The sequence below is a fragment of the Pseudomonas mendocina genome, from assembly GCF_003008615.1.
GTDB classification, from domain to species: domain Bacteria; phylum Pseudomonadota; class Gammaproteobacteria; order Pseudomonadales; family Pseudomonadaceae; genus Aquipseudomonas; species Aquipseudomonas mendocina_C.
In genome coordinates this window covers 431,028-457,818 of sequence record NZ_CP027657.1, presented here as the reverse complement: position 1 = coordinate 457,818, position 26,791 = coordinate 431,028, and the positions used below count along the sequence as shown (strand labels likewise).

The following is a 26,791-nucleotide window of genomic DNA, read 5'->3' as shown; positions in this document are numbered from 1 at the left end:
TATAAATAGACACCAAATGGTGCATAACCTGCGGCCTGCTTTGGTGGATAACCTTCCTTGTCATCGTGCGATTCCCTGTCTAGGCTGGTGCTTTCCGGGTCAGGACGACCATTTTGGAAGGTTATGCACCATGGATGATAAGCCTCGTTTACTCGATCAGATGCGTGATCGAATTCGCCTCAAACACTACTCCATCCGTACCGAGCGAGTCTATTGCGAGTGGGTGAAGCGTTTCATTCGCTTTCATCGTTACAGACATCCCCAGGATATGGGCGCTGCGGAGGTTGAGGCCTTCCTGACTGATCTTGCTGTACGGCGGGATGTCTCGGCTTCTACTCAGAATCAGGCACTGGCGGCGCTATTGTTTCTTTACAAGGAAGTGCTGGGGCTGGATCTGCCTTGGTTAGCCGATATTGTTCGGGCGAAGAAGCCGCAACGGTTACCGGTGGTATTGTCTGTCGATGAGGTGCGTCGAGTGCTGAGTGGGCTGGATGGCGATATTTGGTTGGTGTGCAGTCTGCTGTATGGCACGGGGATGCGTTTGATGGAGGCACTGCGTTTGCGCATCAAGGATGTGGATTTCTCCCGATACGAAATCATCATTCGCGATGGTAAGGGTATGAAGGATCGCGTGACCATGCTGCCACAACGCTTGGAGCAACCGCTGCGCAATCACCTTGCGGTGGTGAAGGCGCTGCATGAGTTGGAGTTGGCGCAAGGGCGCGGCGATGTATGGTTGCCTTTTGCCTTGTCTCGCAAGTACCCCAATGCGCCCCATGAACTGGGCTGGCAGTATGTCTTCCCGGCAGCTGGGTTATCAGTTGATCCGCGCTCCGGAGCCGTGCGGCGTCATCATCTGGATGAGAAGCGTGTACAGCGCAATCTCAAACGAGTAGCCAAAGCGACCGGTATCGTAAAGCCCATTTCACCTCATACGTTGCGTCATTGTTTTGCGACGCATTTGTTGGAGGCCGGGCAGGATATTCGTACTGTTCAGGAACTGCTTGGTCATGCAGATATCAGAACCACGCAGATCTATACCCATGTTCTCAACCGAGGTGGCCTTGCGGTTCTCAGCCCCCTGGATCGCTGAGCACATATTCCATTTACTGCATGTTTCCAGCTGCCGACTGAACTTTTTCCTTGTGCTACGGTCTTGCCCTCGTCCGGGTAAGCGGTTTTTGCCCGGCGTTCTTGCGGCCTGCGTTGGTGCGGTGGTTTCGCTCGGCGCGGGTGTTTTCGCGACGGTGAGAAGCCATGATCGAAATAAGAAACCTGACCAAGCGTTTTGCGCAGCACACGGCAGTCGATGATCTGTCGTTCCAAGTCCAGCCAGGGGAAGTGCTGGGCTTTCTCGGTCCCAACGGGGCCGGTAAATCCACCACCATGAAGATGCTCACCGGCTTTCTCGCGCCGACTTCCGGCACGGCGAGCATTCTCGGTTGCGATATCCAGACCCAGACCCTCAAGGCCCAGCGGCAGATCGGTTATCTGCCGGAAGGTGCGCCGTGCTATGGCGACATGACGGTGCGCGGTTTCCTTGAGTTCATCGCCGAGGTGCGCGGCTTTCGCGGCGCCGAGAAGACGCTGCGTGTCCAGCGCGCAGTGGAGCAGGTGGAGCTGGAGAAGGTGCTGGAGCAGAGCATCGAGACGCTGTCCAAGGGTTTCAAGCGCCGCGTCGGTCTGGCCCAGGCGATTCTGCATGACCCGCGCGTGCTGATCCTCGACGAGCCCACCGACGGCCTCGACCCCAACCAGAAACATCAGGTGCGTCAGCTCATCCAGGGCCTGGCGCAGGACAAGATCGTGATCATTTCCACCCACATCCTCGAAGAGGTCACGGCGCTGTGCACCCGCGCCGTGGTGATTGCCCAGGGCCGCCTGCTGGCCGATGGCACGCCGCTGGAGCTGGAGAGCCGTTCGCGCTACCACCAGGCGGTGACGCTGGTGGCCGATGAGGCACTCGACCAGGCCGCCCTCGCAGCGCTGCCGGGCGTTGCCGGTGTAGAGGAGAATACTCGCGAGCACAGCCTGAGCGTGCTGGCGCAGCCGGGCGAGGTGATCTTCCCGCAGGTCAATGCGCTGATCGCAGAGCGTGGCTGGAAGGTGCGCGAACTCAATGTGGAGCGCGGCCGACTCGATGAAGTGTTCCGCACGCTGACCCGGGGAGAGCAGCCATGACCCAGTTGCCCGTGATCTTCAAACGCGAGCTGGCGAGCTACTTCGCCACGCCGCTGGCCTACGTGTTCATCGTGATCTTCCTGGTGCTGTCCGGGGTGTTCACCTTCTATCTGGGCGGCTTCTTCGAAGGCGGCCAGGCCAATCTGTCGGCCTTCTTCAACTTCCACCCCTGGCTGTACCTGTTCCTGGTGCCGGCCATCGCCATGCGCCTGTGGGCGGAGGAGCGCAAGTCCGGCTCCATCGAGCTGCTGATGACCCTGCCGATCACCCGCTTCGAGGCGGTCACCGGCAAGTTCCTGGCGGCCTGGGTATTCGCTGGCATCGCGCTGCTGCTGACCTTCCCGATGATCATCACCGTCAACTACCTGGGCGAGCCGGACAATGGTGCCATCGTCACCGGCTACATCGGCAGTTGGCTGCTGGCCGGGGCGTATCTGGCCATCGGCTCGTGCATGTCGGCGTTGAGCAAGAACCAGGTGATCGCCTTCATCCTCGCGGTCAGTGCCTGCTTCCTGTTCATCGTCAGCGGTTTTCCGATGGTGCTCGACGCCTTTGCCTGGGCGCCGCAGTGGCTGGTGGATGCCATCGCTTCGCTGAGTTTCCTGGTGCGCTTCGACGCCATCAGCAAGGGTGTGATCGATTTGCGCGACCTGCTGTATTTCCTCTCGCTGATCGCTGCCTGGCTGACCGCCACCGCGGTGGTCATCGATCTGAAGAAAGCTGACTGAAGGAATGCGCCCATGAAAAAGCTGATCTATTCCGGCGCCGGGTTGCTGCTGATCGCGGTCGCCTTCGTCGCCTTCAACCTGCTGGCCGGCCTGGGCCTGGGCGGTGCCCGCCTGGATCTGACCGAGCAGAAGCTCTACACCATCTCAGGCGGCACCAAGCAGATACTTGGCGAGCTGGACGAGCCGATCAACCTGTACTTCTTCTACTCGGACAAGGTGGCCAAGGATCTGCCGGCGCTGCGCACCTATGCCCAGCGGGTGGAGGAGATGCTCAAGGCCTACCAGGCGCAGGCCGGCGGCAAGATTCGCCTGCACATCATCGACCCCGAGCCGTTCTCCGAGGATGAGGACAAGGCCGCCGAGTTCGGGCTGCAGGGCATTCCGCTGCAACAGGGTGGTGATTCGATCTACTTCGGCCTGGCCGGCACCAACGCGCTGGACGACACCCAGGTGATCCCGTTCTTCGCCCTGGATCAGGAGGAGCATCTCGAATATGAGCTGAGTCGTCTGGTACAGACCCTGGCTCAGCCGCAGTTGCCGGTGGTTGGCGTGCTCTCCGGGCTGCCCATGACCGGTGGCTTCGATATGGCCACACGCCAGCCAACACCTCCGTGGATGGTGCTGGAGCAGGTGCGTCAGCTGTTCGATATCGAGACCCTCAAGGCCGACATTGACCTGATCCCCGACAACATCTCGGTGCTGTGGCTGGTGCATCCGAAGCATCTGCCCGAGCAGGCGTTGTACGCCATCGACCAGTTCGTGCTGCGCGGCGGCAAGCTGATGGTGTTCGTCGACCCTTACGCCGAGGCCGATACGGGCGATATGCCGGGCGAGGTGGCGATGGACAGAGCCTCGAACATCGAGCCGCTGTTCAAGGCCTGGGGCCTGCGCATGGTGCCGGACAAGGTGCTGGGCGACGGCTCCTATGCCATGTCGGTGAACATGGGGCAGAACCAGCGCCCCGTGCGTCACGCCGCCTGGTTGAGCCTGCCGCGCAAGGCGCTGGATCAGACCGACATCGCCACCGCCGGGCTGGAAAGCATCACCGTCGCCACTGCCGGGATTCTCGAACCGGTGGAAGGCGCGAAGACGCGTTTCACGCCGCTGATGCAGAGCTCCGAATACGCCATGCCGTTCGACGCCCAGCGCTTCGCCATGCTGAACAACCCGGAGGAGCTGATCCGCGAACTGGAGCCGACCGGCGAGCGCTACACCATCGCCGCGCGTATCGATGGCCCGGCGCAGAGCGCCTTCCCCGATGGCATCGAAGGGCGCAAGGACGGGCTCAAGCAGGCTGACAACATCAACGTGATCGCCGTGGCCGACACCGATATCCTCAGCGACCGCATGTGGGTGCAGGTGCAGGACTTCTTCGGTCAGCGCATTCCGCAGCCCTGGGCCGACAATGGCACCTTCACCATCAACGCGCTGGATAACCTGGCCGGTTCCGAAGCACTCATCAGCGTGCGTTCGCGTGGCCGCTTCAGCCGTCCGTTCGTGGTAGTGGAAGAGTTGCAGCGCGCTGCCGAACAGCGCTTTCGCGACAAGGAGCAGGCGCTGCAGGCGCGCCTGGCGGAAACCGAGCAGCAACTGGCCGCGCTGCAGCAGAGCGACGACCCCAGCAAGGCACTGGAGTTGACGCCGGAGCAGCAGACGGCACTGCAGCGTTTCATCCAGCAGAAGCTGGAGATACGCAAGGAGCTGCGCGATGTGCGTTATCAGCTCAACGCCGATATCGAGGCACTGGGCCGCACGCTCAAGGTGATCAATATCGCCCTGGTGCCGGCGCTGCTGACCCTCGGTGTGCTGGCGCTGTGGCTATGGCGGCGTCGCCGCGCTTGATGACCATCACTTGTGGGAGGGGCTTTAGCCGCGACAATCGCCGCTAAAGCGCCTCCCACGAATCGGGTCGTATTCGAGAGTGAGAGTTCATGGGACGTAAAGGTCTGATCGTATTGATCGTTATCGTGCTGCTTTGCGTGCTGGGTTATCTGGCCGTGCAGCAGAGCCAGCAGCAACGCACGGCGCAGGTCGAGCGGGCGCCCTGGCTGGCGGCCGAGCAGGTTTACCTGAGCAGCCTGCAAGCCCTTGAGATCGAGCAGCCTGGCCAGCCGGCGGTGCGTATTGAGCGTCGCGGCGATGCCTGGGTGGTGCCGGCCAAGGCGGACTATCCCGCAGCGCCGCAACCCTTGGCCGAGCTGCTGCGGGCACTGCGTGAGGCGCGGACGGTGGAGGCCAAGACGGCCAACGCGCAGTGGCATGGGCGCCTGGGCCTGGCCGAAAGTGGCGAGGAGGGCGAGCAGGCGCTGCGATTGAAATTGCAGTTCGAAGGGCATCCCGATCTGAATCTGCGCCTGGGCAATCCGTCTCTGCAGGGCAATGGCCAACTGGTACGCCGTGCCGGGGAGGATCAGGTCTGGCAGATCGATCAGTCGCTCGCGCTACCTGTGATCGAACTGGAATGGCTGGATCGCCGCATCACGGATATTCCATTCACCAGCGTGCAGCGTCTGGCGTTGAACTACGCCGATGGCGAGACGCTGACGCTGAGCAAGGCCGATGCCCAGCAATACAATTTTGCCGTCGAGCAGCTGGCCAGTAACCAGACGCTGAGTTTCGAGGGCGCCGCCAATGGCATGGTCACGCTGTTTTCCAATCTGCTGTTTGCCGATGCCGCGCCGTTGTCGCAGATCGGTTTCAAACAGGCGCCGATCTTGAAATTCCAACTGAGCGGGTTCGATGGGCAGTCACTGGCGGGCGCCTTGTACAAGCAGGGCGATCAGCATTGGCTGGTGCTCGGCAAGCACGAAGGCTTCAAGGCTGATGAGGTGATTGGGCACGGTGATTGGGCCTATCGACTGGACGCCGATCAGGTTCAGCGGCTGACGAAGAAGTTGCGCGATCTCCTGGCTAAAAGCGGGTAAAGCCGGCGCTAAGCCTTATATTTTCTGGTTTTCTATCGGTTCCAAAAAAGTGCTTTTCAGTCACAGATCATGCTCTATACTCGGCCTTCGGCTGCAGCAAGAACGCTATTCGCTTGACCTGCTCCACGCTCGAAGTGTCGGGGTTGGCGAGCGATGAGAAGAACGTTTTTACCGAGCCATCAAAGCGCCTTCGGGATAATAAAAATATAGCGAGTTTGGAGAAGTTGGTAATGGCAGATCGCGAGACGGGCACCGTCAAATGGTTCAATGATTCCAAGGGTTACGGGTTCATTCAGCGCGAAAGCGGCCCGGACGTATTCGTTCACTACCGCGCCATCCGCGGCGATGGTCACCGCACTCTGGTCGAAGGCCAGAAGGTCGAATACAGCGTGACCCAGGGCCAGAAAGGACTGCAGGCGGAAGACGTTTCTGCACTCTGAGCTGTAGCTCGAAAGCACAAGGCCCGTCACTGACGGGCCTTGTCGTTTCTGCGGTAAAGGCAATGGCATCGAGGCGGGAAGGTGCACTGGTCAATCCGTCAGGCGATAGACCGAGTTGCGCCGATGGTGGGTTACGCCGCAGCAGACATTGTGGGTGTTCCTGGCAACTGTGGCAGGCGGCTAACCCACCCTACGGGATTGCGACGATCGGGTAGGGTGCGCTGTGCGCACCGCTGGTTTGACGCGATACTGGAGTCGGTGCGCACAGCGCACCTTACGGCTCAGCCCCGGTTCAAGTGAACGTTTACTTACGCCCCTCGGCATTGGCGGCGAGCACGTCGGTGCGGGCTGCCATGATGAAGTCGTTACGGTGTAGGCCGCGCATCTCATGGCTCCACCAGGTCACGGTGACCTTGCCCCATTCGGTGAGCAGCGCCGGGTGATGGCCGACTTCCTCGGCGATGGCGCCCACGGCGTTGGTGAAGGCCAGGGCGTGGCGGAAATTCTTGAACAGATAGACCCGCTCCAGTTCCATGTGGTCGTCGCGCACTTCGATGTTCCAGTCCGGAATCTCGCGAATCAGTTCGGCAAGTTCCTCTTCCGAGACGTGCGGCGCGTCGGCGCGGCAGGCTTCGCATTGGGCTTGGGCAAGGCTCATGGAGTTCTCCTGGTTTTTGTAGCCCGGATGAAATCCGGGGCCATGTCTGTGGGTGATCCCGGATTTCATCCGGGCTACTCGCTGGCAAGCCTGACGGCATGTCCGCTCTATGCGGCTTTCGGTGGGAATTTAGGCGCATGCAGACCCATCTGTCTGGCTTGTTGTACCAGCGCCATGATGTCCTCCTGGGCCAGCTCGAACAGACGCTTGAGATCCGGCAGGACGAAATACAGAGGTTGCAGGATATCGATGCGGTAGGGCGTACGCATCGCCTCCAGTGGATCGAAGGCCTGGTGCTCGGGTACGTCGGACAGTGCGTAGCGGGTTTCCTTCGGCGAGGAAAGGATGCCGCCGCCATAGATACGTCGACCCTTTGGCGTGTCGACCAGGCCGAACTCGATGGTCAGCCAGTACAGCCGCGCCAGGTAGACGCGCTCTTCCTTGCTCGCTTTGAGGCCGAGTTTGCCGTAGGTGTGGGTGAATTCGGCGAACCAGGGATTGGTCAGCAGCGGGCAGTGACCGAAAAGCTCGTGGAAGATGTCTGGCTCCTGCAGGTAGTCCAGTTCCTCGGGCGTGCGGATAAAGGTGGCCACGGGAAAACGCTTGCTGGCCAGCAGCTCGAAGAAGGTCTGGAAGGGGATCAGCGCCGGTACCCGAGCGACGTTCCAGCCGGTACTGGCTTCGAGCACGCGGTTGACTTCGCCAAGCTGCGGGATGCGCTCGAGGGGCAGGGCGAGCTGCTCGATACCGTCGAGGTACTCCTGGCAGGCACGCCCCTGGATCACCTCGAGCTGGCGGGTGATCAGCGTGTGCCAGACCTGATGTTCGCTGTCCGGATAGTGGATAAAGCCGCTTTCATCCGGTTCCCGTGCCAGGTACTGCGTGCTCTTCATCGCTGCCTCCTGTTGTTATTGTCTTGACCGGAGAATGGGCCTGTTGTGCCGTATGTGGCAGAGGCAGAGCGACAGGTGCCCATGTGCGCCTGCGGTAATTTCGTAAAGAATTGATTACGGATTTCCGGCGGCCACAGTGCGTCACCTTGCTGCTGCGCTAATCTGTCACATATTCTTGACGGAAAATTCGCAGCCACGGCCGATTGCTCGCCCTGGCGGCCCATAACAAGACCGATAAGAGCCTGCGCCATGCGTATCAAGATCCACTGCCAGAACCGTGTCGGCATCCTGCGCGACATCCTCGAACTGCTGGTCGACTACGGCATCAACGTGGCACGTGGCGAAGTCGGGGGCGAGCAGGGCAACGCCATCTATCTGCATTGCCCGAACCTGATCAACCTGCAATTCCAGGCATTGCGCCCGAAGCTGGAAGCCATTGCCGGGGTGTTCGGCGTCAAGCGCGTCGGCCTGATGCCCAGCGAGCGCCGTCACCTGGAACTCAACGCCTTGCTCGGCGCCCTTGATTTTCCGGTGCTGTCCATCGACATGGGCGGTTCCATCGTCGCGGCCAATCGCAGCGCTGCGCAGTTGCTCGGCGTGCGTGTCGACGAAGTGCCGGGCATTCCGCTGTCGCGCTACGCCGAGGACTTCGATCTGCCCGAGCTGGTGCGGGCCAACAAGGCACGGATCAATGGGCTGCGTGTGCAGATCAAGGGCGACGTGTTTCTTGCCGATATCGCGCCGCTGCAAAGTGAGCATGACGAGAGCGAGGCACTGGCCGGTGCGGTGCTCACCCTGCATCGCGCCGACCGTGTCGGTGAGCGCATCTACCACGTGCGCAAGCAGGAGCTACGCGGTTTCGACTCGATCTTCCAGAGTTCCAAGGTCATGGCGGCAGTGGTGCGTGAGGCACGGCGCATGGCGCCGCTGGATGCACCGCTGTTGATCGAGGGCGAAACCGGTACGGGCAAGGAGCTGCTGGCGCGCGCCTGCCACCTGGCCAGCCCGCGTGGCCAGTCGCCGTTCATGGCGCTCAACTGCGCCGGCCTGCCGGAGTCGATGGCCGAGACCGAGCTGTTCGGCTACGGCCCGGGGGCCTTCGAGGGCGCGCGTCCGGAAGGTAAACTCGGCCTGTTGGAGCTGACCGCCGGCGGCACGCTGTTTCTCGATGGCGTCGGTGAGATGAGCCCGCGCATGCAGGCCAAGCTGCTGCGTTTCCTGCAGGATGGTTGCTTCCGCCGCGTGGGCAGCGACGAGGAGGTGTACCTGGACGTGCGGGTGATCTGCGCCACCCAGGTGGACTTGTCCGAACTGTGCGCGCGTGGCGAATTTCGCCAGGATCTCTACCACCGTCTCAACGTGCTCAGCCTGCATATCCCGCCGCTGCGCGAATGCCTCGACGGCCTGGCGCCGCTGGTCGATCACTTCCTCGATTCGGCCAGCCGGCAGATCGGCTGCAGTCTGCCGAAGCTGGCGCCGCAGGCCTTCGAACGCATGGCGCATTACCACTGGCCGGGCAATGTGCGGCAACTGGAGAACGTGCTGTTCCAGGCCGTATCGCTGTGCGACGGCGGTACGGTGAAGGTCGAGCATATTCGCCTGCCGGATTACGGCGCACCGCAGCCTCTGGGTGAATTCTCGGTGGAAGGCAGCCTCGACGATATTCTCGGGCGCTTCGAAAAGGCTGTGCTGGAGCGCCTGTATCACGAGCACCCGAGCAGCCGCCAATTGGGCAAGCGGCTCGGGGTTTCCCATACCACCATCGCCAACAAGCTGCGTCAGCATGGGTTGGGCAAGGAGTGATGGCAGGACGCTGAACGCGCACGACTTTCAGCCCTTGTTCTTGCGCTTCGGCTTCGGTCGTCCCTGCACGCACTTGAAACGTGGTTCGGTCTTGCAGATCACATAGACACGGCCGCGACGTTTGACGATCTGGCAGTCGCGGTGACGCAGCTTGGCCTGCTTCAGTGAGGCGACGACTTTCATTTCCCACCTCCGGCAAAACCAGCGAAGCGTTTGTTGAAGCCTGCGATGCGGCCTTCGCTCTTGGCCTGGCGTTGCTGGCCGGTATAGACGGGGTGCGAGGCGCTGGAGACGTCGAGGATGACGTAGGGATAGACCTGTCCCTGGTAGTCATGGGTCTTGTCGGTGGCGACCGTGGAGCCGATCAGGAAGTAAGCGTTTGCGGCCACGTCATGGAAGAGCACGGGGCGGTAGTCGGGGTGGATGCCGGGTTTCATGAGGATTTTGCCTTTGGTTACTGTATAACATTTCATTAATGATAATGGTTATTGATTGCAAGGCAAGTCCTTTCGATACCGGTCTCGTCGTGTGGTGGGCGCGCAATGAGTGGAGGTTCGTCGCTGCCGCAGAGGCTGGTGGCAGTGCCTGTCGATTGTCGGTCGCGCATACGACCTTGGTGCAATAGGCAGGGCAGGCACCTGCGGCGACACTGAGGCCGTCCCAATGATCCTGCGTGATTTGGGTGCAAGCGTTTCCGCATTCCTCTATGGGAATGCCTTGAATGGGCGGGCGACCAATTGGTCGCCCTTTTTTTGCCTGTCGCTTCTGCCTAGACGCCCTGGTTCAGCCGATCGATCAACGCCCGCACGCTGCCTGGCAGCGCGTCCAGTTCACGCACCAGCATGCTGCGTTCGCGCACCGCCCAGGCTTCGTCCAGCTGCAGGGTCGCCAGCTGCATGGTGCGGCTGTGCCGCAACGCCGATGACTCGGGAATGATGCCGATGCCTACGCCGGCCTCGACCATCCGGCAGATCGCCTCGAAACTCGATACCTGAATCCGCAGTGCCAGGCTGCCGCCAAGGGTTTCCACCTGTTCGCGCAAGAAGCTCAGCAGTGTGCTGCCTTCGTGCAGGCCGATGTGCTGGTAGGCGAGGGTGTCGGCGAAGCTCACCGACTTGTGCTGCGCCAGCGCATGGCCCAGTGGCACGGCCAGCACCAGGCGGTCGGTGCTGAAGTGCAGCACTTGCAGGCCGGGCGCCTGCACCGGGCCGGCGATGATGCCAAGGTCAGCGGCGCCATCGAGTACGCCACGCACGATGTCGCGGCTGAGGCGCTCCTGCAGGTCGACGGTGACGCCGGGGCGTTCGGCGAGAAAGCCGGCCAGCACCTCGGGGAGGAATTCGGTCACTGCCGTGGTGTTGGCGAAGATGCGGATATGCCCGGCGGCGTCGGTGCCGTATTCGGTGAACTCGCTTTTCAGGTAGTCCACCTGACGCATGATCAGCCGCGCATGTTGCAGCAGACGCTGACCGGCCGGCGTCAGCTCGACACCGCGACTGTCGCGATACAACAGACGACTGCCGAGCTGGCTTTCCAAGGTCTTGATCCGTGCGCTGGCGGCGGCTGGTGAGAGGAACGCCTTGCGCGCACCTTGAGTCAGGCTGGGCGACTCGGCGATATGGATGAACAGGCGCAGGTCGGCAAGATCGAAGTGCATGGGTTCCTCTGCTTCTGTGGGAGGGGCCGGGCGGCGATCCGCTTTAGCCGCGACGCCCTGGCTTCCCCGGAAAACATCGCGGCTAAAGCCCCTCCCACATAGAAATATGGCGTTCAGCATATCCGAACGCTGGGTTAAATAAATGCGGATTCTATGAACGCACGGCAGCGTTGCATGCTTCGGTTCACACAAGAGCGAGCTGGAACCTGCCCCTATGAGTGACTCTGCTGTTTCTGCCTGGATCGGTCGTAGCGAAGAGGCCCACGACCAACTCAGTCGCAATCTGGTCAAGCGCATCGCCGCCACCCTTGGCGAAGCCACGCCGGCGCATGGCGAGGCGCTGCCGCCGCTGTGGCATTGGGCCTTCTTTCAGGAGCCGCTGAGCGAGAACCAACTGGGCGAGGACGGTCATCCGGCACGCGGTGGCTTCCTGCCGCCAGCGGACAATCGCAACCGCATGTGGGCTGGCGGCCGCGTCGAGTTCTTCCAGCCGCTGCGAGTGGGCGGCGAAGCCAGCCGGGTATCGACCATCAAGCACATCGAGGAAAAGCACGGCCGCACTGGCGCGCTGCTGTTCGTCACCGTGCAGCACGACTACCTGCAGGACGGCCAACTGGCCATTCGCGAAGAGCAGGACATCGTCTACCGCGAGCCCAGCCCACCCAAGGCCAGCAGTGGCGAGCCGATGGTGGCGGGCGATTGGCGCGAGGCGGTCACGCCGTCCAGCACGCTGCTGTTTCGCTACAGCGCGGTGACCTTCAACGGGCATCGCATTCACTACGACTGGCCCTACGTCACCGAAACCGAAGGCTACGGCGGCCTGGTCGTGCACGGCCCGCTGATCGCCACGCTGAGCCTGCGCGCCTTCTGCCGTGCCAACCCCGAGGCACGTCTGCGCCGCTTCGCCTACCGCGGCTTGCGTCCGTTGATCTCGCCGCAACCCTTCGAGGTGGGCGGGCGTCTGCTGGGCGAAGGCCAGGCCGAGCTGTGGGCCGGCAACGAAGCCGGCCTGGCACAACGTGCCGACGTGCAATTCGACTGATTCGTAGGGCGGACCGGGACGCCGGCCGCTCGTAGCCTAAGCGAACAGTCCGCCGAACCATGCCAATACCGGCACCGGGCCTAAGGCTCAGTTTTCTAACGGCGTACTGCTTCGCGACGACTGCATGGATGCAGGAGTTAGAGCGACGCAGGAGGCCAAAGCCGAGTACGCCCTACGTGTCATCCATGATTCCGAGGAAGACCGATGAACCCCAACAATAACGAAGAACTCAATGCGATCCGCGAAGGCGTGCGCGCCCTTTGTGCGGAATTCCCGGCCGAATACTGGCGCAAGATCGATGAGGAGAAGGGCTTCCCCGAAGCCTTCGTCACGGCCATGACCGAAGCCGGCTGGCTGTCGGCGATGATCCCGGAGGAGTACGGCGGCTCGGGTCTGGGCCTGGCCGAGGCGTCGGTGATTCTCGAAGAGGTCAATCACTGCGGCGGCAACTCCGGCACCATCCACGGGCAGATGTACAACATGTTCACCCTGCTGCGTAACGGCAGCGAGGAGCAGAAGCGCTACTACCTGCCCAAGCTCGCCAGCGGCGAGCTGCGCCTGCAATCGATGGGCGTCACCGAGCCGACCACCGGCACCGACACCACCAAGATCAAGACCACCGCCGTGCGTCAGGGCGACAAGTACGTGATCAACGGCCAGAAGGTGTGGATCTCGCGCGTTCAGCACTCTGATCTGATGATCCTGCTGGCGCGTACCACGCCGCTGGCCGAGGTGCAGCGCAAGTCCGAGGGCATGTCGATCTTCCTGGTCGACCTGCGCGAAGCCATCGGCAACGGCCTGACCGTGCAACCGATCGCCAACATGGTCAATCACGAGACCAACGAGCTGTTCTTCGACAACCTGGAAATCCCCGCCAGCAGCCTGATTGGCGAAGAGGGCAAGGGTTTCCGCTACATCCTCGACGGCCTCAATGCCGAGCGCACGCTGATCGCCGCCGAGTGTATCGGTGACGGTCGCTGGTTCATCGAGAAGTCCGCGCAGTACGCCCGTGATCGCGTGGTGTTCGGCCGCCCCATCGGGCAGAACCAGGGCGTGCAGTTCCCCATCGCCGAGGCGCACATCGAGATCGAGGCCGCCGACCTGATGCGCTGGCGCGCTTGTGAAGAGTACGACGCCGGGCGCAACGCCGGTGCTGCCGCAAACATGGCCAAGTACCTGGCGGCCAAGGCCAGCTGGGAGGCGGCCAACGCCTGCCTGCAGACCCACGGCGGTTTCGGTTTCGCCAACGAATACGACGTCGAGCGCAAGTTCCGCGAGACCCGCCTGTACCAGGTGGCGCCGATCTCCACCAACCTGATCCTGAGCTACGTGGCCGAGCATTTGCTCGAGCTGCCGCGCTCTTTCTGAGGAGCCTACTTATGAACTGCTGCGCGTCGGCCATGCTGCGTTGTAATCGATCTGGGTCGCCAGCCCGGTCGAATGCTCATTTACAGCTCGTAAACTCGGGTGCGAGCCCAGTCCGTTCCTCGCCCGCTTACGCGGGGCCGCCATCGGTATTGCCTGGCTCTAGCTCGCGAGCTCATAAGCAGACTCCTGGAGGCTGTGTATGAGCAAGCATACTCAGCAACTCGCGGCATTCCTCGCCAATCTCAATTACGAGCAGATTCCCGAGCACGTACTGGATCGCACCGAAGACCTGTTCCTCGACTGGCTCGGCTCTGCGCTGGCCAGTGAGGGTGCAAGGCCGATCCCACTGTTCGAGGCCTATGCGCAGAAGATGGGCCCGGCCGACGGCCCGGCGCGCATCCTGGTCAATGGTCGTGGCACTTCGGCGTACTTCGCCGCCTTGGTCAACGGCGCGTCGTCCCATCTGGTGGAGCAGGACGACCTGCACAACAGCTCGGTGCTGCACCCGGCCACCGTAGTTTTTCCTGCTGCCCTGGCTGCGGCGCAGGATCTCGGCAAGTCCGGCCGCGAGCTGCTGCTGGCCTCGGTCGCCGGCTACGAGGCGGGCATTCGCATCGGCGAGTTCCTCGGTCGTTCGCACTACCGCATCTTCCACACCACCGCGACGGTCGGCACCCTGGCTGCCGCCGTGGCGGTGGGCAAGCTGCTGAACTTCGACCAGCAGCAGTTCATTCACCTGCTCGGCAACGCCGGCACTCAGGCTGCCGGGCTGTGGGAGTTCCTGCGTGACGCCGCCGACTCCAAGCAGCTGCACACCGCCAAGGCGGCCGCCGATGGCCTGCTGGCCGCCTACTTCACCGAACAGGGCCTGACCGGCGCGCAGAACATTCTCGAAGGCGAGCAGGGCATGGCTGCCGGCATGTCCAGCGATGCCGATCCGGCGGCATTGTCCGACCGTCTCGGCCGCCGCTGGGCGCTGGTGGAGACCTCGTTCAAGTACCACGCCTCCTGCCGCCATACCCATCCGGCTGCCGACGCGCTGCTGGCGCTGATGCAGCGCGAGAAGCTGCGTCACGGCGATATCGCCAAGGTCATCACCCATGTGCACCAGGGCGCCATCGACGTGCTGGGCCGCGTGCAGGTGCCGCAAACCGTGCACCAGGCCAAGTTCTCCATGGGCACGGTACTCGGCTTGATCGCGGTGCATGGCAAGGCGCAGCTCACCGAGTTCGAGAACCTGGCGCTGCGCGACGATGACGTTGCCGAGTTTCGCGACAAGGTCAGCATGCGTCTCGACCCCGAGGTGGACAACGCCTACCCGGCGCGCTGGCTGGGCCGGGTCGAGGTGGTCACGGTCGATGGTCGCACCCTGCGCGGCGCCATCGACGAGCCCAAGGGTGACCCCGGCAACAGCCTCAGCCGCGCCGAGCTGGAAGACAAGTTCCGCCGCCTGCTGGCCTTCGCCGGCAAACGCAGCAGTGATGAGGCGGGCGAGCTGATCGCCAAGGTCTGGCGTCTGCGCGAGACCGATGACCTGAGCCACCTGGCCTGATCGAGGACATGGACATGAACAACGCACAACAACCCCGGCCACTGGATGGCGTCACCGTGGTCAGCCTGGAGCACGCCATCGCCGCGCCGTTCTGCACCCGCCAACTCGCCGACCTCGGCGCGCGGGTGATCAAGGTCGAGCGTCCCGGCAGTGGCGATTTCGCCCGTGGCTATGACGAGCGGGTCAATGGCCTGGCCTCGCATTTCGTCTGGACCAACCGCTCCAAGGAGAGCCTGACCCTCGACCTCAAGCAGGACGATGCGATGCAGGTGCTGGACAGCCTGCTGGCCGATGCCGATGTGCTGGTGCAAAACCTCGCGCCCGGCGCCGCTGCGCGCATGGGGCTGTCGTTCGAGGCGTTGCACGAGCGCTTTCCCCAGTTGATCGTCTGCGACATCTCCGGCTACGGCGAGGGTGGCCCGTACGAACAGAAGAAGGCCTACGACCTGCTGATCCAGAGCGAGGGCGGTTTTCTTTCCGTCACCGGTGGGCCGGGCGAGGAGGAGATGGCCAAGGCCGGTTGCTCCATCGCCGATATCGCTGCCGGCATGTACGCCTACACCGGCGTGCTGTCGGCGCTGATGCTGCGCGGCAAGACCGGCGTCGGCAGCCGCGTCGACGTGTCGATGCTGGAAAGCCTGGTCGAGTGGATGGGCTACCCGCTGTACTACGCCTACGACGGCGCCACGCCGCCGCCGCGTGCTGGTGCTGCGCACTCGACCATCTACCCCTACGGGCCGTTCCCGGCCGGCGACGGCGGCACGGTGATGCTCGGTTTGCAGAACGAGCGCGAATGGCAGGCGTTCTGCGCCAAGGTGCTGGAGCAGCCAGAGCTGGCCGGTGATGAACGCTTTTCCGCCAACTTCAAGCGCTCGGCCAATCGCGCCGAACTGCGCGCCATCATCGTCGACGCCTTCTCGCACCTGAGTGCGGCGCAGGTCATCGAGCGCCTGGAGCAGGCGCAGATCGCCAATGCCCAGGTCAATGACATGGCCGGCGTCTGGGCCCACCCACAACTGCAGGCGCGTCAGCGCTGGCGCCAGGTCGACAGCCCCTGCGGCCGTCTGCCGGCGTTGCTGCCGCCGGGGCGCAACAGTGCCTTCGAGCCGCGCATGGACGCCGTGCCTGCGCTGGGCCAGCACACCGATGCATTGCTCGCCGAGCTGGGCTACGGCGCGAGCGATATCCAGCGTCTGCATCAGCAGGGGGCGGTATGAGATCGCCTGTTTGCGGATTCAATCCGGTTGCGTGTCGCTGCGTAGGGTGCGCTGTGCGCACCGATGAACCCAGAAGCTGGTGCGCACGGCGCACCCTACGGGGCAAGGTATGAATTCACAGATAATCCGCAGTGCCCTGTTCGTGCCGGCGAGCCGGCCCGAGCGTATTCCCAAGGCGCTCGCTGTCGGTGCCGACGCGGTCATCGTCGACCTTGAAGACGCCGTGCAGGAAAGCCTGAAGGTCGAGGCTCGGGCCAATCTCGATGCCTTTCTCACCACCAATCCCGAGGCACAGCTGCTGGTGCGGATCAACGCACCCGAGCATGCCGGGCACGCTGCCGACATCGAGTTATGTGGCCGTCATGCCGGTGTCATCGGCGTATTGCTGCCCAAGGTGGAGTGCGCTGCTCAGGTGGCGCGCGTGGCGGCCTGCGGCAAGCCGGTATGGCCGATCATCGAGAGTGCAGCGGGGCTGCTGGAGCTGCCTTCAATCGCCCGCGCCAATGGAGTCGAGCGATTGTCCTTCGGTGCCCTCGATCTGGGCCTCGACCTGGGGCTGAGCAGCGGCAGCGCCGCCGCTGAACGCATCCTCGACCAGGCCCGCTACGCGCTCCTGCTGCACTCGCGCACGGCCGGTCTGGCGGCACCGCTGGACAGCGTGTTCCCGGCCATCGAAGACCGCGAGGGTCTCGCTCGCACTGCGCGTGATGCCCGTGACATGGGCTTCGACGGCCTGCTGTGCATTCACCCGACGCAGGTCGACACCATTCATCGCGCCTTGTGCCCGGCTGAAGAAGAACTGGCCTGGGCGCGGCGGGTGATGGCGGCCGCCAGTAGTGGCGAGGGCGTATTCGTGGTCGACGGCCAGATGGTCGACGCCCCGGTGCTTGGCCGTGCCCGCCGATTGTTGCAACGCGCGGGGGAGAACCTCGCCTGAAACCGGCCGGGCGGGTGCGTCCGGCTTCCTTCCATCCACGTACCGACCTACAAAAACAATGAGGTAACGTCATGTTCAAGCTCACCGCCAAGGCGCTCGCCTGCGCCGCCATTCTTTCCTGCGCAGGCCTGGCTCAGGCTGCCGAGACGGCGTCCGCTCCCATCGTCATCAAGTTCGCCCACGTGGTGGCCGAACACACGCCCAAGGGGCAGGGCGCGCTGATCTTCAAGAAACTCGCCGAAGAACGCCTGCCAGGCAAGGTCAAGGTCGAGGTCTACCCCAACTCGTCGCTGTTCGGCGATGGCAAGGAAATGGAAGCGCTGCTGCTCGGTGACGTGCACATGCTGGCGCCGTCGCTGGCCAAGTTCGAGCACTACGCCAAGCCGATCCAGATCTTCGATCTGCCGTTCCTGTTCGACAACATGGAGGCGGTCGACCGCTTCCAGGCCAGCGCCGAAGGCAAGGCGCTGCTGGCCAGCATGGAGGGCAAGGGCATCACCGGCCTGGCTTACTGGCACAACGGTCTGAAGCAGCTCTCGTCGAACAAGCCGATGCACGAGCCCAAGGATGCGCGTGGCATGAAGTTCCGCGTGCAGGCGTCGGCGGTGCTCGACGAGCAGTTCAAGGCATTGCGCGCGGCGCCGCGCAAGATGAGCTTCGCCGAGGTCTACCAGGGCCTGCAGACCGGCGTGGTCAACGGCACCGAGAACACCTGGTCGAACTACTACAGCCAGAAGGTGCATGAGGTGCAGCCGTACTTCACCGCTTCCGACCATGGCCTGATCGATTACATGGTGATCACCAACACCAAGTTCTGGAAAGGCCTGCCGGATGACGTGCGCACTGAGCTGGAATCGATCATGGTCGAGGTCACCGCCGAGGTGAACCGTCAGGCCGACGACCTCAACAAGGAAGCGCGTGCCGCCATCGTCAAGGCTGGCACCAGCGAGATCATCGAGCTGACGCCCGAGCAGCGCGAGCAATGGCGCGAAGCCATGCGCCCGGTGTGGAAGAAGTTCGAGAAGGACATCGGCGCCGACCTGATCCAGGCAGCCGAGGCGGCGAACCGCGGTTGATGAGTGGATGATTCGGTTGCACCTGTCGCGGTGCAGTGGTCTGTCCATTGAGGGCATGCCAGCCGAACCACAGGCCACCTCAAGACCATGGTCTTAGACCGGTAAGACCATGGTCGAATGGCCTCACGAAGGGCCGGGAGATACAAAAGGCAGCATAGAAAAACAACTACCGGAGAGGTTTCCCCGATGAGTGCTGCGTCCCTGTATCCCGTGCGTCCCGAGGTGGCTGCCCGAACCCTGACCGACGAGGCCACTTACAAGGCCATGTACCAGCAGTCGGTGGTCAACCCTGAAGGCTTCTGGCGCGAGCAAGGCAAGCGCATCGACTGGATCAAGCCTTACACCAAGGTCAAGCAGACCTCCTTCGACGATCACCATGTCGATATCAAATGGTTCGCCGACGGCACCTTGAACGTCTCCTACAACTGCCTGGATCGTCATCTGGAAGAGCGTGGCGATCAGGTCGCGATCATCTGGGAAGGCGACAACCCGGCTGAGCACAAGGAAATCACCTACCGCGAACTGCACGAGCAAGTGTGCAAGTTCGCCAACGCCCTGCGTGGCCAGGACGTGCACCGTGGCGACGTGGTGACCATCTACATGCCGATGATCCCGGAAGCCGTGGTAGCGATGCTGGCCTGTACCCGCATCGGTGCGATCCACTCCGTGGTGTTCGGCGGCTTCTCGCCCGAGGCGCTGGCCGGTCGCATCATCGATTGCCAGTCCAAGGTGGTGATCACCGCTGACGAAGGGCTGCGTGGCGGCAAGAAAGTGCCGCTGAAGGCCAACGTCGACGACGCCCTGACCAACCCCGAGACCCGCAGCATCCAGAAGGTCATCGTGGTTCAGCGCACCGGTTCCGAGATCAAGTGGAACCAGCATCGTGACATCTGGTACGAAGACCTGATGAAGGTCGCGGGCAGCGTCTGCGCACCGAAGGAAATGGGCGCCGAAGAAGCCCTGTTCATCCTCTACACCTCCGGTTCTACCGGTAAGCCGAAGGGCGTGCTGCATACCACCGGTGGCTACCTGACCTACGCTTCGCTGACCCATGAGCGTGTGTTCGACTACCGTCCGGGCGAAGTCTTCTGGTGCACCGCCGACATCGGTTGGGTCACCGGCCACACCTACCTGGTCTACGGGCCGCTGTCCAACGGCGCCACCACCGTGATGTTCGAGGGCGTGCCGAACTATCCGGACGTCTCCCGCGTCGCCAAGATCGTCGACAAGCACAAGGTCAACATCCTCTACACCGCACCGACCGCCATTCGCGCCATGATGGCCGAGGGCAAGGCTGCCGTCGAAGGCGCCGATGGTTCCAGCCTGCGCCTGCTCGGTTCGGTTGGCGAGCCGATCAACCCGGAAGCCTGGCAGTGGTACTACGAGAACGTCGGTCAGAGCCGTTGCCCGATCGTCGACACCTGGTGGCAGACCGAAACCGGCGCTTGCCTGATGACTCCGCTGCCGGGCGCTCATGCCATGAAACCGGGATCTGCTGCGCGTCCGTTCTTCGGCGTACAACCGGCACTGGTGGACAACCTGGGCAACATCATCGAGGGCGCTGCCGAAGGCAACCTGGTGATCATCGATTCCTGGCCAGGCCAGGCGCGTACCCTGTTCGGTGACCACGACCGTTTCGTCGACACTTATTTCAAGACCTTCCGCGGCATGTACTTCACCGGTGACGGTGCGCGCCGTGACGAAGACGGCTACTGGTGGATCACCGGTCGCGTCGATGACGTGCTCAACGTCTCCGGCCACCGCATGGGCACAGCCGAAATCGAGAGCGCCATGGTCGCCCACCCGAAAGTGGCCGAGGCGGCCGTGGTCGGTGTACCGCACGACATCAAAGGGCAGGGTATCTACGTCTACGTCACCCTGAATGCGGGCGAGGAGGCATCCGAGCAACTGCGTCAGGAACTGCGTAACTGGGTGCGTAAGGAAATCGGCCCGATCGCCACGCCGGACGTCATCCAGTGGGCGCCGGGGCTGCCGAAGACCCGCTCGGGCAAGATCATGCGCCGTATCCTGCGCAAGATCGCTACCGCCGAATACGATTCCCTCGGCGACATCTCCACGCTGGCCGACCCTGGCGTGGTGCAGCACCTCATCGATACGCATCGTCAGATGCAAGCCGCCTGCGCCTGATCGGCAACGGCACACAAGAAGCCCCGCCCGGCCACAAGCCCGGCGGGGCTTTTCATTTCCTGCTTTCGATTAATCCTGTATTTAAGTTGTACATAAATAGGTGTTTGTACAATTTTTCGCAGTATGCATAATGTCGCTGTGCCACCTCATGGCATGCATCTTTCCCGTTTCAGTGTTTGGCGTGTCTTGGCCTGTGTGCCGAGGCCGTTGGATTCCTGCGCCTGTCCACTTCCTCAGTTCAGAGGTCTTCGATGTTTGCCAATCTCAGCATGTCTCAGAAGTTGTATGCGGGTTTCGCTGTCGTTCTGTTGGTCATCGTCGGGCTCGTGCTTTCAACATGGCAGGGCTTCGACCAGGTCGACAGCACGGTGAAAAAGAACATCCACACCTATAACGTGATCAATGAGTCGGCCTCCTTGCTGACCAGCCTGATCAACATCGAGACCGGCATGCGCGGCTTCGCGCTGACCGGGCGTGAGCAGTTTCTCGCGCCACTGACTGCAGGTGAGAGCAGCTTCCAGACGCATTTCGCGCAATTGCGTCAGTTGACCCGTGACAACCCCATGCAGCAGCGGCGCCTCGATCAGTTGCAGGCGCTGCATGACCAGTGGTTGCGCGAGGACATCGACAGCAGCGTCGAACTGCGTCGCCAGGTGTCGAGTGGCGCCAGGAGCCTGGATGCCGTCGTCGAGCAGATCGCTGCTGGTCGTGACAAGGCGAAGATGGATGCCATGCGGCAGTTGCTGGACGCTGTCCGTGAAGAAGAAAGCGCGTTGCTCGAACAACGCACCGTGGCCATGAACAGCGCCAAGTCGATGTCGCTCACCATCCTTCTGCTCGGCGGACTGTTGGCCACTGTGCTCTCCATCGGGGTGGCATTCGCCATGTCGCGCAGTATTGCCGGGCGTCTGCAGCAGGTGGTCGAAGTCGCTCGCAGGATCGCCGATGGCCGTCTCGATTCGAAGATCGCGCAGGCAGGGCGCGATGAAATTGGTGTGCTGCTCGATGCCTTCATCACGATGCAGGATCGCTTGCGCGAGATGATCGGGCAGATTCGCGCCGGCGCCGAGCAACTGGTCGCCTCGGCGCAGAACATCTCCAGCGCGTCCACACAGCTGTCGGTATCGACTCAGGAACAGTCGCATGCGGCCTCCAGTATGGCGGCGACGGTCGAGGAGCTGACGGTGAGCATCAACCATGTCGCCGACAACGCCAACGAGGCCCATGGCCTGTCGAGCGAGTCGGGGCGGCAGTCGGCCGAAGGCGGTACGGTGATTCAGAGCACGCTGTCGAGCATGCAGCGCATTGCCGACACCGTGCAGGGTGCCGCGGTGCAGATCAGCGAACTAGGCCAGCACTCGGATCAGATTTCCTCTATCGTCAATGTGATCAAGGAGATCGCCGACCAGACCAACCTGCTGGCGCTCAACGCGGCGATCGAAGCAGCGCGTGCCGGTGAGCAGGGCCGCGGCTTTGCCGTGGTTGCCGATGAGGTGCGGCTGCTGGCGCAGCGCACCGCCAATTCCACCCAGGAAATCACCGAGATGATCAAGAAGATCCAGACCGGTACGCGCAATGCGGTGGGCAACATGGAAGTCGGCGTGCAACAGGTCAGTAGCGGGGTGGAGCAGGCCAATCAGGCCGGCGACGCCATCGTCACCATCCGTCAGGCCTCCGACCGGGTGGTCGGTGTGGTCGATCAGATTTCCCTGGCACTGCGCGAGCAGACAGTGGCCAGCCAGGACGTGGCACGTAACGTCGAGCGCATCGCGCAGATGTCGATGCAGAACAGCGAGGCCGTGGCCGACACCGCACGCACGGCGAGGGATTTGCAACAGTTGGCCCTGTCTCTGGAAAGGCAGGTGGATTACTTCAAGCTCTGATTCGTCAGCAGCCGGCGTCTTCTCCTGATCAGGATCCGTTCAATGGACATTGTCAGCACGAGCATCTTTCCTGAACCTTTTCGTTCGGTTGGCTGTAACGAGTGCCGCAATCCCGAAGCGCTGGGGTTCGATTTCACCATGGCGTTCCAGCTGATCCTGGATGTCGAGGAGCAGCGGCCGTTCGCCTACGAGGCACTGGTGCGCGGCCTCGATGGCGAGTCCGCAGGAGAAGTACTCGGGCGGGTCAACGATGGCAATCGCTATCGCTTCGATCAGGCGTGCCGGGTCAAGGCCATCGAGCTGGCGGCTGGCCTCGGCCTGCACAGGATTCCCGACTGCCTGCTCAGCATCAATTTTCTGCCCAATGCGGTCTACCGGGCCGAGACCTGCATTCGTGCCACCCTGGAGGCCGCCAGGCGCTTCGATTTTCCGCGCGAGCGGTTGATGTTCGAGGTGACCGAGGGCGAGCAGATTCACGATGCCGAGCATCTCAAACGAATCTTCACCGAGTACGGGCGGCAGGGCTTCACCACCGCCATCGATGATTTCGGCGCGGGTTATTCAGGGCTCAACCTGCTGGCGGCTTTCCAGCCGCATGTGCTCAAGCTGGACATGGTGCTGACCCGTGGCATCGACCATGATCCGGTACGCCAGGCCATCGTCGCCGGGATCGTGCTGGTCGCTCGGCGCCTGGGTATTCGCATCATCGCCGAGGGCATCGAGACCGCCGGGGAGCGTGACGCGTTGATCGAGCTGGGCATCCGCTACATGCAGGGCTACCTGTTCGCGCGCCCTCAGCTTGGCGTGCTCGGTCTCCCTTGAGGGGCCTTGCCCCGGTTCGCTTCAGCCGACATGAAAACGCCCCGCCGGCCACAGGCCGAGCGGGGCGTTCGCGTCAGGTGGCTGGGCCTTACAGGGCGCCGAAGACCTTCTTCGCCAGGCTGGTGGCGGCACCGGCCGGGTTCTGGCGGATGCTGGCTTCCTGCTTGGCGATCATCTCGAACAGGCCATCGAGCGCCTGCTCGGTGACGTAGCTTTCCACCGTGCTGTTCTTGGCATCGCCCACGCCGAAGCTGGCCGCTTGGCCGGCGAAGGCGTTGTACTGCTGGGCCAGGCCGACCTGGTCGGTGGCCTGCTTGACGATGGGCAGGAACTTGGCGCGAATCTGCTCGCGGCTGCTCTTGTTCAGGTACTGCGTGGCGGAATCATTGCCGCCGCTGAGAATCGCCTTGGCGTCAGCCACGGTCATCTTCTTCACGGCATCGACCAGCAAGGTCTGGGCTTGTGGCACGGCGGCTTCGGCGGCCTTGTTCATGCTCGCTTCGAGCTGATCGACCTGGGCACCCATGCCCATCATCTTCATGGTCTTGGCGGCTTTGCCGAGTTTGCCGGGCAGCTCGATGCGCACGTCCGGGTTATTGCTGAAACCACCGGGCGCGCCCAGCTGTTTGACGGCCACCTGGGCGCCCTGGATCAGCGCGTCTTTCAGGCCGCCGCTGGCGTCCTGCTGGCTCAGGTCGGAAAGGGACAGGGCGAAGACGTTGGCCGAGAGCAGCAGGCCAGCGGCGAACGTGGTGAGGCGCAACATGGTGTTCATCCTTGCATCGGGGGTAATAGCGTCAGCTTAACGGAGTCTGTGGCACTGGCAAGCCAGCCGATAGGCGTGGATGGGCAGGGCGCTCGGCGATGGCTATGATCAGGGCCATGAATTCTCCGCTGCCCATACGAAATTCCTGCCCGCCGGGTGCTTGTGACTGTCAACGCGATGAGCTGTTGGACAGGCCGGGCGCCGACACGCGCGTGTTGCTGCTGACGCGTAACGAGGAGCATCGCCTGCTCGAGCGTCTGGAGAACCTGCAGAGCCTGGAAGATCTGCAGCGCATGCAGCAGCGCCTGTTCGAGCAACTGGGTATTCGCCTGCACATCGAACCGAGCCACGGCGAGGTGCGCAGCATGCGCGGTATCCATATGCACTTCGATGCTCACCCGGGGTTGTGCCGCAAGACCCGGCAGAGCATCCCGGCAGCGATCCGTCGGGCCATGGAGAAACGGCCGGAAATCGCCTGGCGCCTGCTCGACTCCAACGATCTGTTCAGCGGCCTGTGAGCGCTCAGCCCTGCCTGGCCTTGTGCAATGCCAGGCGATAGGCCTCGACCAGTTCCTGCAGCAGGGCATTGGCCATTTCCGAGTCGGCCTGGCTCGGTTGGCTTCTGAGCAGCTTGCCCAGGCGAGCGGCCTGGTATTCGGCGGTTGCCTGGTGTTGGCAGGGGGCATCGCGGCGGGGCAAGGGCAGCGTGGAGCTCTGGCGGGGTGGCGCATGACGTCTGACGGGTAGGCTTACCGCTTGCAGAGGTTGCGCAGAAGGGCGTTTGCAGTTCATTGGTCTCGCTCTCCAGGCGCTGCTTCGAAGAGCAGGCTGATGCCTTTGCGCTCCTTGCTGATCAGCCGCTGGCGCATATGTTCGATCAATTGACGGGCCGTCGAGGTAATCCCTTTGTGCGGCGGCGTGAGGGCATGCAGGATCATTGGACAGGGGTGTTCACCGGGACAAGCGCGTTGCAGGCGCTGCTCGATGAGATCCTCGCTGCAGGCGTAGAGTGGCACACAGGCCAGGCCCAGGCCGGCTTGCGCCGCCTTGAGCAGGGTATTGGTGTTATCGGCCAGCAGTGCCGGCTGATGGATATCGCGCAGGCCGGTTTGCAGCTTCCAGGGCCGTGGCAGGGTGTTGGTGCCAAGCGTCAGCAGGTGTTCGTCACTCACTTCGCCGAGGTGTTTCGGGTTGCCAAGGCGGGCGAGCAGGGCCGGAGTGCCGACGATCACCATGGTCAGCTCGGCCAGCGGTCGGGCAACCAGGGTGCTGCTGTCGGTGGGCACCTCATCGAGGCTCAATGCCAGATCCAGACGCTGGGCAGCGAGATCCAGCGAGCCGTCTTCCAGTGTCAGTGCGAACTGCACCCTGGGGTGACTGCGCTGGAAGCTGGCCATGGTATTGAGCGTCCACTCCGATAGCGAGCTGGGCGCCGCCAGGCGGATCAGGCCGCTGGCCGTGTTGTTGGTTTCCAGTGCGCAGAGCAGCGCTGCCTCCATGGAGTTGATCATGTCCAGGGCGTGGCGATAGATCTGCTCGCCGATGGTGGTCATGGCGAACAGGCGTGTGCTGCGATTGAGCAGTTGCACGTTGAGTGCACGCTCCAGTTGGGCGATACGTCGGCTCAGGCTGGACTTGGCCACACCGGTGCGGTCGGCCGCTCCAGAGAAGCTACCGGCCTCGACCACCTGCACGAACCAATAGAGATCACCCAGCATTCTGGCGGCCATGTTGGTCTGCAGTTGCTGTTTTCGGTACGTAGTGTTCGATCCGTGTGAACGGTCATTCATTCAGCTTCCCCCGGCAATGCGCTATCTTATGCGCCGCTCCGAACACGGGCTTTTGCTGGAGCGGACGAAGGTTTTGCTTGGGGGGATTGCTACCGGTTCCCTCGCACCTGGAAGGGGAACGAGTAGTCATGTTCGCGAGCAAAGAGGCCGTTCAGAGTCCGTTGATTCTGGTGATCGACGATATGCCGGAAGCGCTGCAAACGCTGCTGCAGCAGATCCGAGCCCAGGGCTGGCGTCTGTCGCTGGCCAGCGAAGCCCGGCAGGGGCTGCAACGTGCCCTGGCCCTGCGCCCCGATCTCATCGTGCTCGATGTGCGCATGCCGCAAATGGATGGCTTCACCCTCTGCCGCCTGTTGCGCGAGGCACCGGCCACGCGCAATACGCCGATCATCTTCCTGACCTCGGCCGGTAGCCTCGAAGAACGTCTCGAAGGCCTGGAGATGGGCGGCGTCGACTACGTGCTCAAGCCTTTCGAAGCAGCCGAAGTCATGGCGCGCATTCGCATTCATCTGCAGCTGTCGCGTACCGGACAGCCGCAGGGGGCGATCAACAATCCGCTCGAACCGGTGGATGAAGAGGTGGTGATTCTGCAGGCCGCGATGCGCCTGATCGCGCAGAACCTGGCGGATCTGCCTTCGCTGGCCGAGATCGCCCGCAAGGTCGGTACTCATGACAAGCGTCTATCGGCGATCTTTCGTCAGCACTTGCAGACCACGGTGTTCGCCTACGTCCGTGAGGCACGCCTGCGCAAGGGCCAGGAGCTGTTGGCTGGCAGTGGCATGAGCGTGCAGGACATCGCCGAACTGGTCGGCTTTCGCAGTGCCTGCAATTTCACCACGGCGTTTCGTGAGCGTCAGGGCATGACGCCCAGCCAGTTTCGCCAGCAGATGCGAGAGCCGAGTTGAG

Annotated in this window: 26 protein-coding genes; 18 read left to right on the top strand and 8 right to left on the bottom strand. The window is 62.8% G+C overall.

Going from position 1 to position 26,791, the window contains the following annotated elements; all coding sequences use genetic code 11:
• The first annotated feature begins 130 nt into the window (after nucleotides 1-130).
• The 6 genes from C7A17_RS02190 to C7A17_RS02165 all read left to right on the top strand — a co-directional run bounded on the left by C7A17_RS02190 (nucleotide 131) and on the right by C7A17_RS02165 (nucleotide 6,273).
• Nucleotides 131-1,093 (top strand): integron integrase, encoded by a 963-nt coding sequence (locus C7A17_RS02190; protein WP_106736470.1) that lies wholly within the window; start codon nucleotides 131-133, stop codon nucleotides 1,091-1,093.
• 164 nt (nucleotides 1,094-1,257) lie between these two features.
• On the top strand, nucleotides 1,258-2,181 hold the full coding sequence (locus tag C7A17_RS02185) for an ABC transporter ATP-binding protein (RefSeq protein WP_106736469.1): 924 nt from the start codon (nucleotides 1,258-1,260) through the stop codon (nucleotides 2,179-2,181).
• On the top strand, nucleotides 2,178-2,909 hold the full coding sequence (locus C7A17_RS02180) for an ABC transporter permease subunit (protein ID WP_003244158.1): 732 nt from the start codon (nucleotides 2,178-2,180) through the stop codon (nucleotides 2,907-2,909). Before C7A17_RS02185 ends, C7A17_RS02180 begins: the two co-directional genes overlap by 4 nt.
• Before the next feature lie 12 nt (nucleotides 2,910-2,921).
• A complete protein-coding gene (locus C7A17_RS02175) occupies nucleotides 2,922-4,751 on the top strand; it encodes a GldG family protein (protein ID WP_106736468.1) in 1,830 nt (609 codons plus the stop codon).
• An 89-nt stretch (nucleotides 4,752-4,840) separates the two neighbouring features.
• Nucleotides 4,841-5,833: a DUF4340 domain-containing protein gene (locus tag C7A17_RS02170; protein ID WP_106736467.1), complete on the top strand. Its 993-nt coding sequence runs from the start codon at nucleotides 4,841-4,843 to the stop codon at nucleotides 5,831-5,833.
• A gap of 230 nt (nucleotides 5,834-6,063) precedes the next feature.
• Nucleotides 6,064-6,273, top strand: coding sequence for a cold-shock protein (locus C7A17_RS02165; RefSeq protein WP_106736466.1), 210 nt, complete (start codon nucleotides 6,064-6,066; stop codon nucleotides 6,271-6,273).
• Nucleotides 6,274-6,577: 304 nt separating this feature from the next.
• On the opposite strand, the gene C7A17_RS02160 is transcribed toward C7A17_RS02165, so the two are convergent.
• Nucleotides 6,578-6,931 (bottom strand): 4a-hydroxytetrahydrobiopterin dehydratase, encoded by a 354-nt coding sequence (locus tag C7A17_RS02160; protein ID WP_106736465.1) that lies wholly within the window; start codon nucleotides 6,929-6,931, stop codon nucleotides 6,578-6,580.
• A 107-nt stretch (nucleotides 6,932-7,038) separates the two neighbouring features.
• Nucleotides 7,039-7,824, bottom strand: a complete 786-nt coding sequence (phhA, locus tag C7A17_RS02155; protein WP_106736464.1) for a phenylalanine 4-monooxygenase — start codon at nucleotides 7,822-7,824, stop codon at nucleotides 7,039-7,041.
• A gap of 249 nt (nucleotides 7,825-8,073) precedes the next feature.
• Here phhA and C7A17_RS02150 point away from each other — a divergent pair, with 249 nt between their 5' ends.
• Nucleotides 8,074-9,627 carry a sigma-54-dependent transcriptional regulator gene (locus C7A17_RS02150; RefSeq protein ID WP_106736463.1) on the top strand — a complete coding sequence of 518 codons (1,554 nt, stop codon included), beginning with the start codon at nucleotides 8,074-8,076 and terminating at the stop codon, nucleotides 9,625-9,627.
• A gap of 27 nt (nucleotides 9,628-9,654) precedes the next feature.
• Here the strand turns inward: C7A17_RS02150 and ykgO are convergent, their stop codons facing one another.
• The 3 genes from ykgO to C7A17_RS02135 all read right to left on the bottom strand — a co-directional run bounded on the left by ykgO (nucleotide 9,655) and on the right by C7A17_RS02135 (nucleotide 11,284).
• A complete protein-coding gene (ykgO, locus tag C7A17_RS02145; RefSeq protein ID WP_106736462.1) occupies nucleotides 9,655-9,810 on the bottom strand; it encodes a type B 50S ribosomal protein L36 in 156 nt (51 codons plus the stop codon).
• Nucleotides 9,807-10,064, bottom strand: a complete 258-nt coding sequence (locus tag C7A17_RS02140; RefSeq protein WP_106736461.1) for a type B 50S ribosomal protein L31 — start codon at nucleotides 10,062-10,064, stop codon at nucleotides 9,807-9,809. The genes ykgO and C7A17_RS02140 overlap by 4 nt, the downstream gene beginning before the upstream one ends.
• A 332-nt stretch (nucleotides 10,065-10,396) precedes the next feature.
• Complete coding sequence (locus C7A17_RS02135; protein WP_106736460.1) at nucleotides 10,397-11,284, bottom strand: LysR family transcriptional regulator; 888 nt, start codon at nucleotides 11,282-11,284, stop codon at nucleotides 10,397-10,399.
• A 214-nt stretch (nucleotides 11,285-11,498) separates the two neighbouring features.
• Between C7A17_RS02135 and C7A17_RS02130 the strand changes: the two genes are divergently transcribed.
• The 9 genes from C7A17_RS02130 (at nucleotide 11,499) to C7A17_RS02090 (ending at nucleotide 23,329) form a co-directional block, all read left to right on the top strand.
• Complete coding sequence (locus C7A17_RS02130; RefSeq protein WP_106736459.1) at nucleotides 11,499-12,326, top strand: HTD2 family dehydratase; 828 nt, start codon at nucleotides 11,499-11,501, stop codon at nucleotides 12,324-12,326.
• 204 nt (nucleotides 12,327-12,530) lie between these two features.
• The gene (locus C7A17_RS02125; RefSeq protein ID WP_100546692.1) at nucleotides 12,531-13,694 is read left to right on the top strand and encodes an acyl-CoA dehydrogenase family protein; all 1,164 of its coding nucleotides are present in this window, start codon (nucleotides 12,531-12,533) and stop codon (nucleotides 13,692-13,694) included.
• Nucleotides 13,695-13,893: 199 nt separating this feature from the next.
• Nucleotides 13,894-15,246 (top strand): MmgE/PrpD family protein, encoded by a 1,353-nt coding sequence (locus tag C7A17_RS02120; RefSeq protein WP_106736458.1) that lies wholly within the window; start codon nucleotides 13,894-13,896, stop codon nucleotides 15,244-15,246.
• A 14-nt stretch (nucleotides 15,247-15,260) separates the two neighbouring features.
• Entirely contained in the window at nucleotides 15,261-16,463 is a 1,203-nt protein-coding gene (locus tag C7A17_RS02115) for a CaiB/BaiF CoA transferase family protein (RefSeq protein ID WP_106736457.1), read from the top strand.
• Between the two features lie 109 nt (nucleotides 16,464-16,572).
• Nucleotides 16,573-17,400: an HpcH/HpaI aldolase/citrate lyase family protein gene (locus C7A17_RS02110; protein ID WP_106736456.1), complete on the top strand. Its 828-nt coding sequence runs from the start codon at nucleotides 16,573-16,575 to the stop codon at nucleotides 17,398-17,400.
• 71 nt (nucleotides 17,401-17,471) lie between these two features.
• On the top strand, nucleotides 17,472-18,476 hold the full coding sequence (locus C7A17_RS02105) for a TRAP transporter substrate-binding protein (protein ID WP_106736455.1): 1,005 nt from the start codon (nucleotides 17,472-17,474) through the stop codon (nucleotides 18,474-18,476).
• Nucleotides 18,477-18,662: 186 nt separating this feature from the next.
• Complete coding sequence (acs, locus tag C7A17_RS02100; RefSeq protein WP_106736454.1) at nucleotides 18,663-20,624, top strand: acetate--CoA ligase; 1,962 nt, start codon at nucleotides 18,663-18,665, stop codon at nucleotides 20,622-20,624.
• 251 nt (nucleotides 20,625-20,875) lie between these two features.
• Entirely contained in the window at nucleotides 20,876-22,507 is a 1,632-nt protein-coding gene (locus C7A17_RS02095) for a methyl-accepting chemotaxis protein (protein WP_106736453.1), read from the top strand.
• A 42-nt stretch (nucleotides 22,508-22,549) separates the two neighbouring features.
• Nucleotides 22,550-23,329 carry an EAL domain-containing protein gene (locus tag C7A17_RS02090; protein ID WP_106736452.1) on the top strand — a complete coding sequence of 260 codons (780 nt, stop codon included), beginning with the start codon at nucleotides 22,550-22,552 and terminating at the stop codon, nucleotides 23,327-23,329.
• Nucleotides 23,330-23,417: 88 nt separating this feature from the next.
• Here C7A17_RS02090 and C7A17_RS02085 read toward each other — a convergent pair whose 3' ends face one another.
• Nucleotides 23,418-24,095, bottom strand: coding sequence for a DUF4197 domain-containing protein (locus C7A17_RS02085; RefSeq protein WP_106736451.1), 678 nt, complete (start codon nucleotides 24,093-24,095; stop codon nucleotides 23,418-23,420).
• A gap of 116 nt (nucleotides 24,096-24,211) precedes the next feature.
• On the opposite strand from C7A17_RS02085, the gene C7A17_RS02080 reads away from it, so the two are divergent.
• Nucleotides 24,212-24,613 carry a hypothetical protein gene (locus C7A17_RS02080; protein ID WP_106736450.1) on the top strand — a complete coding sequence of 134 codons (402 nt, stop codon included), beginning with the start codon at nucleotides 24,212-24,214 and terminating at the stop codon, nucleotides 24,611-24,613.
• A gap of 4 nt (nucleotides 24,614-24,617) precedes the next feature.
• Here C7A17_RS02080 and C7A17_RS02075 read toward each other — a convergent pair whose 3' ends face one another.
• Nucleotides 24,618-24,794 carry a hypothetical protein gene (locus C7A17_RS02075; RefSeq protein WP_199796384.1) on the bottom strand — a complete coding sequence of 59 codons (177 nt, stop codon included), beginning with the start codon at nucleotides 24,792-24,794 and terminating at the stop codon, nucleotides 24,618-24,620.
• Nucleotides 24,795-24,883: 89 nt separating this feature from the next.
• Nucleotides 24,884-25,825 (bottom strand): LysR family transcriptional regulator, encoded by a 942-nt coding sequence (locus C7A17_RS02070; protein ID WP_158704629.1) that lies wholly within the window; start codon nucleotides 25,823-25,825, stop codon nucleotides 24,884-24,886.
• A gap of 188 nt (nucleotides 25,826-26,013) precedes the next feature.
• Between C7A17_RS02070 and C7A17_RS02065 the strand changes: the two genes are divergently transcribed.
• A complete protein-coding gene (locus tag C7A17_RS02065; protein WP_106736448.1) occupies nucleotides 26,014-26,790 on the top strand; it encodes a response regulator in 777 nt (258 codons plus the stop codon).
• The last annotated feature ends 1 nt before the right edge of the window (nucleotide 26,791 follow it).

What these genes read in the sequence shown, in the direction of transcription:
- C7A17_RS02190 (WP_106736470.1), top strand. Translation starts at nt 131, where the DNA reads ATGGATGATAAGCCTCGTTTACTCGATCAGATGCGTGATCGAATTCGC.
- C7A17_RS02185 (WP_106736469.1), top strand. Translation starts at nt 1,258, where the DNA reads ATGATCGAAATAAGAAACCTGACCAAGCGTTTTGCGCAGCACACGGCA.
- C7A17_RS02180 (WP_003244158.1), top strand. Translation starts at nt 2,178, where the DNA reads ATGACCCAGTTGCCCGTGATCTTCAAACGCGAGCTGGCGAGCTACTTC.
- C7A17_RS02175 (WP_106736468.1), top strand. Translation starts at nt 2,922, where the DNA reads ATGAAAAAGCTGATCTATTCCGGCGCCGGGTTGCTGCTGATCGCGGTC.
- C7A17_RS02170 (WP_106736467.1), top strand. Translation starts at nt 4,841, where the DNA reads ATGGGACGTAAAGGTCTGATCGTATTGATCGTTATCGTGCTGCTTTGC.
- C7A17_RS02165 (WP_106736466.1), top strand. Translation starts at nt 6,064, where the DNA reads ATGGCAGATCGCGAGACGGGCACCGTCAAATGGTTCAATGATTCCAAG.
- C7A17_RS02160 (WP_106736465.1), bottom strand. Translation starts at nt 6,931, where the DNA reads ATGAGCCTTGCCCAAGCCCAATGCGAAGCCTGCCGCGCCGACGCGCCG.
- phhA (WP_106736464.1), bottom strand. Translation starts at nt 7,824, where the DNA reads ATGAAGAGCACGCAGTACCTGGCACGGGAACCGGATGAAAGCGGCTTT.
- C7A17_RS02150 (WP_106736463.1), top strand. Translation starts at nt 8,074, where the DNA reads ATGCGTATCAAGATCCACTGCCAGAACCGTGTCGGCATCCTGCGCGAC.
- ykgO (WP_106736462.1), bottom strand. Translation starts at nt 9,810, where the DNA reads ATGAAAGTCGTCGCCTCACTGAAGCAGGCCAAGCTGCGTCACCGCGAC.
- C7A17_RS02140 (WP_106736461.1), bottom strand. Translation starts at nt 10,064, where the DNA reads ATGAAACCCGGCATCCACCCCGACTACCGCCCCGTGCTCTTCCATGAC.
- C7A17_RS02135 (WP_106736460.1), bottom strand. Translation starts at nt 11,284, where the DNA reads ATGCACTTCGATCTTGCCGACCTGCGCCTGTTCATCCATATCGCCGAG.
- C7A17_RS02130 (WP_106736459.1), top strand. Translation starts at nt 11,499, where the DNA reads ATGAGTGACTCTGCTGTTTCTGCCTGGATCGGTCGTAGCGAAGAGGCC.
- C7A17_RS02125 (WP_100546692.1), top strand. Translation starts at nt 12,531, where the DNA reads ATGAACCCCAACAATAACGAAGAACTCAATGCGATCCGCGAAGGCGTG.
- C7A17_RS02120 (WP_106736458.1), top strand. Translation starts at nt 13,894, where the DNA reads ATGAGCAAGCATACTCAGCAACTCGCGGCATTCCTCGCCAATCTCAAT.
- C7A17_RS02115 (WP_106736457.1), top strand. Translation starts at nt 15,261, where the DNA reads ATGAACAACGCACAACAACCCCGGCCACTGGATGGCGTCACCGTGGTC.
- C7A17_RS02110 (WP_106736456.1), top strand. Translation starts at nt 16,573, where the DNA reads ATGAATTCACAGATAATCCGCAGTGCCCTGTTCGTGCCGGCGAGCCGG.
- C7A17_RS02105 (WP_106736455.1), top strand. Translation starts at nt 17,472, where the DNA reads ATGTTCAAGCTCACCGCCAAGGCGCTCGCCTGCGCCGCCATTCTTTCC.
- acs (WP_106736454.1), top strand. Translation starts at nt 18,663, where the DNA reads ATGAGTGCTGCGTCCCTGTATCCCGTGCGTCCCGAGGTGGCTGCCCGA.
- C7A17_RS02095 (WP_106736453.1), top strand. Translation starts at nt 20,876, where the DNA reads ATGTTTGCCAATCTCAGCATGTCTCAGAAGTTGTATGCGGGTTTCGCT.
- C7A17_RS02090 (WP_106736452.1), top strand. Translation starts at nt 22,550, where the DNA reads ATGGACATTGTCAGCACGAGCATCTTTCCTGAACCTTTTCGTTCGGTT.
- C7A17_RS02085 (WP_106736451.1), bottom strand. Translation starts at nt 24,095, where the DNA reads ATGTTGCGCCTCACCACGTTCGCCGCTGGCCTGCTGCTCTCGGCCAAC.
- C7A17_RS02080 (WP_106736450.1), top strand. Translation starts at nt 24,212, where the DNA reads ATGAATTCTCCGCTGCCCATACGAAATTCCTGCCCGCCGGGTGCTTGT.
- C7A17_RS02070 (WP_158704629.1), bottom strand. Translation starts at nt 25,825, where the DNA reads ATGGCCGCCAGAATGCTGGGTGATCTCTATTGGTTCGTGCAGGTGGTC.
- C7A17_RS02065 (WP_106736448.1), top strand. Translation starts at nt 26,014, where the DNA reads ATGTTCGCGAGCAAAGAGGCCGTTCAGAGTCCGTTGATTCTGGTGATC.